This window comes from Euryhalocaulis sp. (assembly GCF_013911995.1).
GTDB classification, from domain to species: Bacteria; Pseudomonadota; Alphaproteobacteria; order Caulobacterales; family Maricaulaceae; genus Euryhalocaulis; species Euryhalocaulis caribicus.
The window spans coordinates 79,695-87,845 of sequence record NZ_JACESD010000006.1 but is presented as its reverse complement, the minus strand read 5'-3'; the positions used below and the strand labels follow the sequence as shown (position 1 = coordinate 87,845).

At 61.2% G+C, this 8,151-nt stretch carries 9 protein-coding genes and 1 tRNA gene; 7 read left to right on the top strand and 3 right to left on the bottom strand.

Features of this window, described 5'->3' with window-relative positions; genetic code table 11:
• Nucleotides 1–500: LexA family transcriptional regulator (locus H2040_RS02935; RefSeq protein ID WP_287154283.1), on the bottom strand; the 500-nt coding region annotated here is incomplete at its 3' end.
• Between the two features lie 386 nt (nt 501–886).
• Here H2040_RS02935 and H2040_RS02930 point away from each other — a divergent pair.
• Nucleotides 887–1,114 carry a hypothetical protein gene (locus tag H2040_RS02930; protein WP_033310294.1) on the top strand — a complete coding sequence of 76 codons (228 nt, stop codon included), beginning with the start codon at nt 887–889 and terminating at the stop codon, nt 1,112–1,114.
• Between the two features lie 3 nt (nt 1,115–1,117).
• On the opposite strand, the gene gph is transcribed toward H2040_RS02930, so the two are convergent.
• Nucleotides 1,118–1,786, bottom strand: a complete 669-nt coding sequence (gene gph, locus H2040_RS02925) for a phosphoglycolate phosphatase (RefSeq protein ID WP_287154279.1) — start codon at nt 1,784–1,786, stop codon at nt 1,118–1,120.
• A 90-nt stretch (nt 1,787–1,876) separates the two neighbouring features.
• On the opposite strand from gph, the gene glmU reads away from it, so the two are divergent.
• The 3 genes from glmU to rpiA are packed head-to-tail and all read left to right on the top strand — an operon-like array spanning nt 1,877 to nt 5,384.
• Nucleotides 1,877–3,217, top strand: coding sequence for a bifunctional UDP-N-acetylglucosamine diphosphorylase/glucosamine-1-phosphate N-acetyltransferase GlmU (glmU, locus tag H2040_RS02920; RefSeq protein ID WP_287154277.1), 1,341 nt, complete (start codon nt 1,877–1,879; stop codon nt 3,215–3,217).
• Entirely contained in the window at nt 3,214–4,683 is a 1,470-nt protein-coding gene (locus H2040_RS02915) for an NAD-dependent succinate-semialdehyde dehydrogenase (protein WP_287154276.1), read from the top strand. The genes glmU and H2040_RS02915 overlap by 4 nt, the downstream gene beginning before the upstream one ends.
• On the top strand, nt 4,680–5,384 hold the full coding sequence (gene rpiA / locus H2040_RS02910; RefSeq protein ID WP_022696593.1) for a ribose-5-phosphate isomerase RpiA: 705 nt from the start codon (nt 4,680–4,682) through the stop codon (nt 5,382–5,384). The genes H2040_RS02915 and rpiA overlap by 4 nt, the downstream gene beginning before the upstream one ends.
• On the opposite strand, the gene H2040_RS02905 is transcribed toward rpiA, so the two are convergent.
• The gene (locus H2040_RS02905) at nt 5,385–5,825 is read right to left on the bottom strand and encodes a hypothetical protein (RefSeq protein WP_287154273.1); all 441 of its coding nucleotides are present in this window, start codon (nt 5,823–5,825) and stop codon (nt 5,385–5,387) included. It abuts the gene before it with no gap.
• Nucleotides 5,826–5,927: 102 nt separating this feature from the next.
• On the opposite strand from H2040_RS02905, the gene gor reads away from it, so the two are divergent.
• The 3 genes from gor (at nt 5,928) to H2040_RS02890 (ending at nt 8,069) form a co-directional block, all read left to right on the top strand.
• The gene (gene gor / locus H2040_RS02900) at nt 5,928–7,310 is read left to right on the top strand and encodes a glutathione-disulfide reductase (protein WP_287154270.1); all 1,383 of its coding nucleotides are present in this window, start codon (nt 5,928–5,930) and stop codon (nt 7,308–7,310) included.
• A gap of 227 nt (nt 7,311–7,537) precedes the next feature.
• A complete protein-coding gene (locus H2040_RS02895; protein WP_022696596.1) occupies nt 7,538–7,921 on the top strand; it encodes a response regulator in 384 nt (127 codons plus the stop codon).
• Nucleotides 7,922–7,982: 61 nt separating this feature from the next.
• Nucleotides 7,983–8,069 (top strand) — tRNA-Leu (locus H2040_RS02890).
• The last annotated feature ends 82 nt before the right edge of the window (nt 8,070–8,151 follow it).

The window sequence follows — 8,151 nt, the reverse complement described above, 5'->3', positions numbered from 1 at the left end:
CCATTGACCGCAGCCGATTGAAGGCGTTGCGGCGAGGAACGATAGCGCCGCAGGCAATATTTCCCGTCAATGTTGAACAGGTGGAAATCGCCGTCCGCCAGTTGCCCCGGGGTTGCGTCCAGAATAGCGATGGACCCTTCCGGAAATACAGACGATACGGCGGGGTCGTGAACGGTGAGGGCGTAGCAATCTTCTGCACGCGTCGACACGGCAAAATAGTCCCGCGGTTCCTGGCGGGTCGGCTCGAACCCGTTATCGGCCGCCGGCCAGTCGAAAAGCGGCGCGTGGCGGATGGGCAGCGACAGGAAAGAGCCGGCGGAATGGCCATTGCGTCCGCCGCCGCCATTCATCAGCCAGAATGGCTCAACGCCCAGGATTTTGGCGACCCGGTCCAGCGTCGCGGTGCGCGGCGCATGGCTGTCCTGTTCCCAGTTCGCGATGGTCGGCTGGCTCACCTTGACGCGCGTGGCCAGTTCGGATTGCGAAAGGCCCTGACGCATGCGCGCGCGCCTTATCCTTTGCCCGATTGTTTCGCTCTGTATCATGGTCCCGTCCCGCTTTCTCAGGATCGAATATCAAAATATTTCCTATATCGCAAATATTGGCCACATATTTGCCGTATTCTGATTGCCGGACCCGCCCTCCCGTTTTGGTTGAAACTCCGATGGCTTGAAACTGCCAAATTCGTTTTGAAATCAGGGAAAAAGTGACTTTCATAAGGGGTGGAGAGTGCGTCCGCTTGTCGCAGTCGGACGCTGTCATGCTTTCGTTTTATAAGATCATCCTATATAGGAAACTCAATCACGGAACGTCGGGGGCCGAGGGGCGTTGATAGAACACGCTCTAAGCGGCCCTTTTTTTACGCAGAAAGACGCAGGAGAAGGTCATGAACGATCATTGCACGGAAGAAGGCGCACGCCGTCTCAAACAACGTATTGAACAATATTGGGAAGAACGCGGCTACGATGTCTCTATTGACCTCGTGGAGGCGGGCTTCATGCCGGCCATGCGTTCGGCCCGCACCGATGTGCGCTCGAACATGGTGAACGGTCTGCCCCGCAAGGCCGCGAACAATAACGAGGACCCGCGCGGCGTCATCCGCCGGTCCGCGTAAAGCTTACAGAAGCGACTCGATCGCTTCGGGCAGGGCGTCGAAACGGTCCAGCACCCGATCGGCTCCCAGCTTTTCTGGCTCGGTATCGGTATATCCGTAAGACATGACGATGGCGGCGGCCCCCGCATTGCGCGCCGCTTCGACGTCAACGCTACTGTCGCCGACCATGATCATATTTGACGCATCTGGCCCGGCTGCCGCTCTTAGATGAGCGGGGTCGGGCTTTTTGTTCGGGGCGGCGTCTGCCCCGACGATCCGCTCAAACCGGTCCGCCAGCGCCAGCCGCTCCAACAGCAACACCGCCAGAGCGTTGGGCTTGTTCGTGGCGACCGAAAGCCTCGCGCCGCGCCGCGCCAGCAAGTCCAGGGTCGGCTCCACGCCCTCAAAAGGACGGGCGAACCGGTCGATATTGCCGCCGTAAATCTCGATGAATTTCGCCGTGAGGGTTTCCAGCGCCTCGTCAGACAGGGTGAACCCCTGTTCCTCGTGCGCGCGGATGATCAATCGCCGGGCGCCGTGCCCGACCATGTGCCGGACCGTTTCCAACGGAACCGGCGCCAGTCCTTCCGGCTCGATGGTCCGGTTCAACGCGGCCACCAGGTCCGGCGCAGTGTCGACCAGCGTCCCGTCCAGATCGAAGATCAGGCTTGTCTTGTGCAAAAGGTCTGTCATCTGCGGCGGATTTCTCCTCATTGCCCCGTGCGCGGTTCCACGCTTTTGGCTAAGAACGGCGTTGATTCCTAGCCCTTCGCCGGAGGATTCATGAGCCGATCCCGCGCTGCCGTCATACTCGCTGCTGGTCACGGAACCCGTATGCGGTCCGAAACCTCCAAGGTGCTTCATTCCGTCGGCGGCCGGCCGATGCTGGACTGGGCGATTGATCTGGCCCGTTCCAGCGGATGCGAGCGCATCGCGGTGGTCTATGGCGCGCACGCCCCGCAAGTCGGCGAACGCGCCCTGAAACTTGGCTGCGTCACGGCGGTTCAGGAGCCGCCGCAGGGCACGGGGCACGCCGTCCTTTGCGCGAAGGATGCGATGGCCGGTTTCGATGGCGACATCGCTGTCCTCTACGCCGATACCCCGCTGATCAGCGCCGAAACCGTGGAACGCGCCTATGAGGCGATCACCGGCGAAGCCGATATCGTTGCGCTGGGGTTTGAACCGGATGATCCCGGGGCCTATGGCCGGTTGATCCTGAACGAGACCGGAGGGCTGGAGCGGATCGTCGAAGCCAAGGACGCCAGCACGGACGAGCTTTCCGTCCGTCTCTGCAATTCCGGCGTGATGGCCGCGGACGCCAGCCTGATGTTCGATCTCCTGGGCGAGGTCGGCAACGACAACGCCAAGGGCGAATATTATCTCACCGATATTGTCGGCATCGCCCGTGAACGCGGCCTCAAGGCGGCGGCGGTCAGCGGCGCGGCCGATGAATTTCTCGGCGTCAATTCACGTATCGATCTGGCGGCGGCGGAGTCGGCGTTCCAGTCCCGCATGCGGCTGGACGCAATGGCGCGCGGCGTCACCCTGACCGCGCCGGAAACCGTTTTCTTTTCCCATGACACGCAGATCGACAACGACGTGACGGTGGAGCCGCATGTCGTTTTCGGCCCTGGCGTTAAAATCGGCCGCGGCGCCGCCATTCGCGCGTTCTCTCATCTGGAGGACGCGCGCGTGGGCGAGGGCGCTCAAATCGGCCCCTATGCGCGTTTGCGGCCGGGGGCCGACATCGGCGCCGGGGCGCGCGTGGGCAATTTTGTCGAGGTGAAGAAGGCCACCCTTGGCGACGGCGCCAAGGTGAACCATCTGACCTATATCGGAGACGCCGATATCGGCGCCGGCGCGAATATCGGGGCTGGAACCATCACCTGCAATTATGACGGTTTCGGCAAATATAGAACGGTGATAGGCGAGAACGCCTTTATCGGCTCGAACAGCGCCCTGGTGGCGCCAATCAATATCGGATCTGGCTCTTACGTCGGATCGGGATCCGTGGTGACGAAGGACGTGCCGGAAGACGCCCTGGCGGTCGGCCGGGCGCGGCAATCGAACAAGGAAGGCTGGGCAAAGCGCTTCCGCGACAAGAAGACGAGGGACAAGGAATGAGCTTGGCGGATCGCATCAAGGACAAGAGCCTGTTTCGGGAAGAGGCGCTGATCGGCGGTGAATGGGTCGGCGGCGAGGGCGGCAAGACCTTCGCGGTGACCAACCCGGCCAATGGCCAGACCATCGCCAATATCGCCGATGTCGGAGAGAAGGGCGCGCTGGAGGCCGTAAGCGCGGCGACAGAGGCGTTTGAGCGCTGGAAGAAAACGCGCGCCAATGACCGCGCCGCGATCCTGCGCAAATGGTATGACCTGATCCTCGCCAATCAGGATGATCTGGCGAGCCTCATCACCGCCGAGATGGGCAAGCCGTTCGCGCAGGCGAAGGGCGAGGTGGTCTATGCGGCGGATTTTGTCGAATGGTATGCCGAGGAAGCCAAGCGCAGCCACGGTGAAACCCTGTCTTCCCCGTGGCCGGACGCGCGCGTCATGACGCTGCAGCAGCCGATCGGCGTTGTCGCGGCGATTACGCCGTGGAATTTCCCCGCCGGCATGATCACCCGCAAGGTTGCGCCAGCTCTGGCGGCGGGCTGTTGCGCCGTGGTGAAGCCGGCGCCGGAAACCCCGCTGACCGCGCTGGCGCTTGCCAAGCTGGCCGAAGACGCCGGTCTGCCGCCGGGCGTGATGAACGTGGTAACGGGCGAAGCGGCCAATATCGGGCCGGTGCTGACGGGCGATCCACGCATCCGCATGCTCGGCTTCACCGGTTCGACGGAGATCGGCAAACTGCTGATGCGCCAGTCCGCCGACACGGTGAAGAAGGTGGCGCTGGAGCTGGGTGGAAACGCCCCCTTCATCGTCATGGACGACGCCGATCTGGAATCGGCCGCCGCCGGCGCCATTCTCGCCAAGTATCGCGTGTCCGGTCAGGTCTGCGTGGCCGCAAACCGCCTGCTGGTGCAGCGCGGCGTGGCCGACAAGTTTGTCGAGGTCCTGAAAGCCAAGGTCGAGGCCATCAAGGTTGGCGACGGGTTCGAGGACGGCATCGATATGGGCCCGCTGGTGCATGAGGAAGCGGTTGGCCGGGTCGAAGGTCTGGTCCGCGAAGCCTCTGACGCCGGAGCCAGCATCGCGGCGGGCGGCGCGCGGCTGGACCGGGAAGGGGCCTTTTTCGCGCCGACCCTGATCGACAACGCAACGCCTGACATGTCCATCGTGAAGAACGAGATTTTCGGCCCCGTGCTCAGCGTCATGCGCTTCGATGACGAGGAAGAGGCGATCCGCATCGCCAACGATACGCCCTACGGTCTGGCGGGCTATATCTATACGCGCGATGTCGGGCGGGTTCACCGTCTGGCCGAGGCGCTGGAATATGGCATGGTCGGCGTGAACGCGCCGCTCGTCGGGTCTTCCTCCACGCCGTTCGGCGGCGTGAAACAATCCGGCATCGGCCGCGAAGGCGGCCGCTGGGGCATGGAAGAGTTTCAGGAAACCAAGCTGATAGTACTGGGCGGGATTGGTTCGTGAGCCGCGATCAACAGAAACATAACGCCGCGCTGGCGGCTCTGGATTTCGTCGACGACAACATGATCATCGGCTTGGGCTCCGGCTCGACGGCGGAGATCCTGATTGACCTGATTGGCGAGCGCGTCGCGGAAGGCCTGCATATCGCCGGCATCCCGACATCCGAGCGGACCCGCCGCTGCGCGGAGCGCGCCGGTATCGACATCATCCCGGTCGAGCATGCCGACCGCGTCGACCTCACCATTGACGGCGCGGACGAGGTCGACCCGAATTTTCGTCTGATGAAGGGCGGCGGCGGCTGCCTGTTGCGCGAGAAGATCGTCGCGCACGCCTCTGACGTGATGGTGGTGATTATCGACGAGTCGAAAATGGTCGAGCAGCTGGGCGCGTTTCCGCTGCCTGTGGAAGTCGACCGGTTCGGGTTCACCATTACGGCGAAGAAGGTGTTCGACGCCCTGCGCGATTCCGGTTGCAAGGGCGCCGATGTGTCTTTGCGCGAGCGGTCCGGTCCGCGCGACCCGTTCGTTTCCGACGGCGGGCATTTCATTCTGGACTGTCAGTGCAAATCGATTCCCGATCCGGAATTGACCGCCCGAATGCTCACCTCGATTCCGGGCGTGGTCGAGCACGGCATGTTCCTCGACATCGCGCGCTTCATTGTCGTTGGCGGCGATGAATCGGCGGAGATCATCGAGCGGCAATAGCTAGCCGCAACGCTCCAGCACGGTTTTTGCCCGGAAATCGACCTCCATCCGGTCTTCGCCCAGCGGCGTCAGCGTGAAGCCGTAATCGGGCTGCGCCGCGCCTTCCGCCATGCAGTTTTCCGTCAGCAGATTGATCTGACCCGGGCCGTTGCGGATTTCGGCAATGTCACAGGCCATCTCGCCGGCCGTATAGACATGGCCAACGGCGAACTCCCATGTCATCGGCGTTCCGCAATCGCCCGCCGCCGCCCATTCCCCGGTGTAGTCGGCGGCATAGTCGGTGAATTCCGGCGCGTCAGCCGGCGGCGTTTCAATCGCATCAGGGGCGTCGCCTCGCAAATCGCCTGAAGCGGGAGCCTCGGCGCTTTCCTGATCTCCCGCCTCCATCTGGCAGGCGGCAAGGACTAAAACAGTCAGCAGAGCGAATGACTTGGTCATCATGGCGTGTCTCCAGGGTTGGATAGGTCGGGGCGCGGGGTTATCTCCCGTCTGGCGATTTTTCCGGTCTGGCCGGGACAGACATAGATTAAGGGCGGACATTTCATGAGTGACTATGATTACGATCTTTTTGTGATCGGGGCCGGTTCCGGCGGCGTCCGCGCCGCGCGCGTCGCCGCCATGGCGGGCGGCCGCGTGGCGATTGCGGAGGAAGACCGGATCGGCGGCACCTGCGTGATCCGCGGCTGCGTGCCCAAGAAATTCATGGTCTATGCCAGCGAATTCAAACAGCATTTCGAAGACGCCAAGGGCTATGGCTGGTCTTTCCCCGAGCCCCCGAAATTCGAGATGACGCCCTTCATGAACGCCCTCCATGCCGAGGTGGACCGTCTATCCGGCATCTATCGCCGCAATCTGGATAATTCGGGCGTGGATGTGATCGAGGACCGGGCGGAGTTGAAGGACCGGCACACGATCCATCTCGTGAACGAAGACCGCACCGTCACCGCGGAGAAGATTCTTGTCGCCGTCGGCGGGTGGCCCGTGAGGCCGGATATTGAGGGCGCGGATCTCGGCATCGTCTCCAATGACGTTTTCCATCTGGACAAGGTCCCTGAGCATATCGTGATCGTCGGGGGCGGGTATATCGCCTGTGAATTTGCCGATATCTTCCGCGGCCTGGGTTCCGAGGTTTGTCTGGTCTATCGCCGCGATGTCGTCCTGCGCGGTTTTGATGACGATATTCGCACCCATGTCACCGAAGGCATGAAGCGGAACGGCGTCCGGATCATCACCCACGCCAACGTGGATTCTCTCAAGAAAACCGGCGATGGCCGCATACGGGTCAATGTGTCGGACGATTCGGAAATCGAGGCCGATCAGGTTCTGTTCGCCATCGGACGCAAGCCGAAAACGGAAACGCTGGGGCTGGAGAGCGCAGGCGTGGATCTGGATGAAACGGGCGCGATCAAGGTCGACGAATATTCAAAATCCAATGTCGATAATATCTGGGCCGTGGGCGACGTGACCAACCGGATGAATTTGACGCCGGTCGCGATTCGCGAAGGCCAGGCCTTCGCGGAAACCGAATTCAATGAAAGCCCGATGACCTTCGATCACGACAAGATCGCGACGGGCGTTTTCACGCAACCGCCCGTGGGGACTGTAGGGCTTAGCGAGGCGGAGGCCCGCAAGCAGTTCAAGGTCGATGTTTACAAGGCGCGCTTCTTCCCGATGAAGGAGATGCTGACTGGCGATTCTCACCGCATGATGATGAAGCTGATCGTGCGGCAAGAGGACCAGGTGGTGGTCGGTTGTCATATCGTGGGGCCGGACGCGCCGGAAGTTATTCAGGCTGTGGGTATTGCCGTGAAAGCGGGCCTTACAAAGAAAGACTTCGACAGGACGTGCGCTGTCCATCCGACTGCTACTGAAGAGCTGGTTACAATGAAAGAAAAATTCAACCCGGTCGGCATTAATACAAGTTGATATTTAGTTTAATTACACGCGTTTTCCAAAATCAGGAATTTGCTATTCCCGACGACTGCTATTGACCGTCAAGATGCTGCATCCGATGGTGGCGGCTATGGTTGTTAGGGAGTTAGTAAGGCCAACAGCATAAACCTGAATCATACCTCACCTTGCGCATTAAGGCGTGAGCAAATTTGAACGAAAAGTCGCGGACGGCGCGCCGAAAAGAATGTCCACGGGTTGGAATGGGTAAAACAGACCGGAACCTCCGAGTTCTCGTTGTCGAGGATAATCTGATTAACCAGATCGTGATGGAGGGGCTCCTGAAGACCTTCGGTCATGACGCTGTGCTGGTCGATAACGGCCGTGAGGCTGTGCAGCTTTCCTCCGATAGCGCTTTCGATCTGATTCTGATGGACCTCCACATGCCCGAAATGGACGGGTATGAGACCACCGAGGAAATCCGTAACCGCGAATCGAACGGTCAGACGCCGATCATCGCCGTCACCGCGGACGCGCTGTCCGGCACCAAGGAACGTTGTTTCGAGGCCGGCATGGACGGTTATGTCACAAAGCCTGTGGACCCGGACCGGCTGGTCGCTGAAATCCTTCGTCTCACATCCGCCTGATCGTGAGGCTTCACAAGCGCGCGGGGAGTTGCTAACTCCCCCGCTCTTCGCAACGAAATGTGCGGTCGTGGCGGAACTGGTAGACGCGCAGCGTTGAGGGCGCTGTGGCCGAGAGGCCGTGGAGGTTCGATTCCTCTCGACCGCACCATTCTTTCTCAGACATAGCCGTGAATCACGCTGAACCGGCGCTCGCCAAGCGGGCGTCGAGGTTTTAAATCTGGTCTCGACCG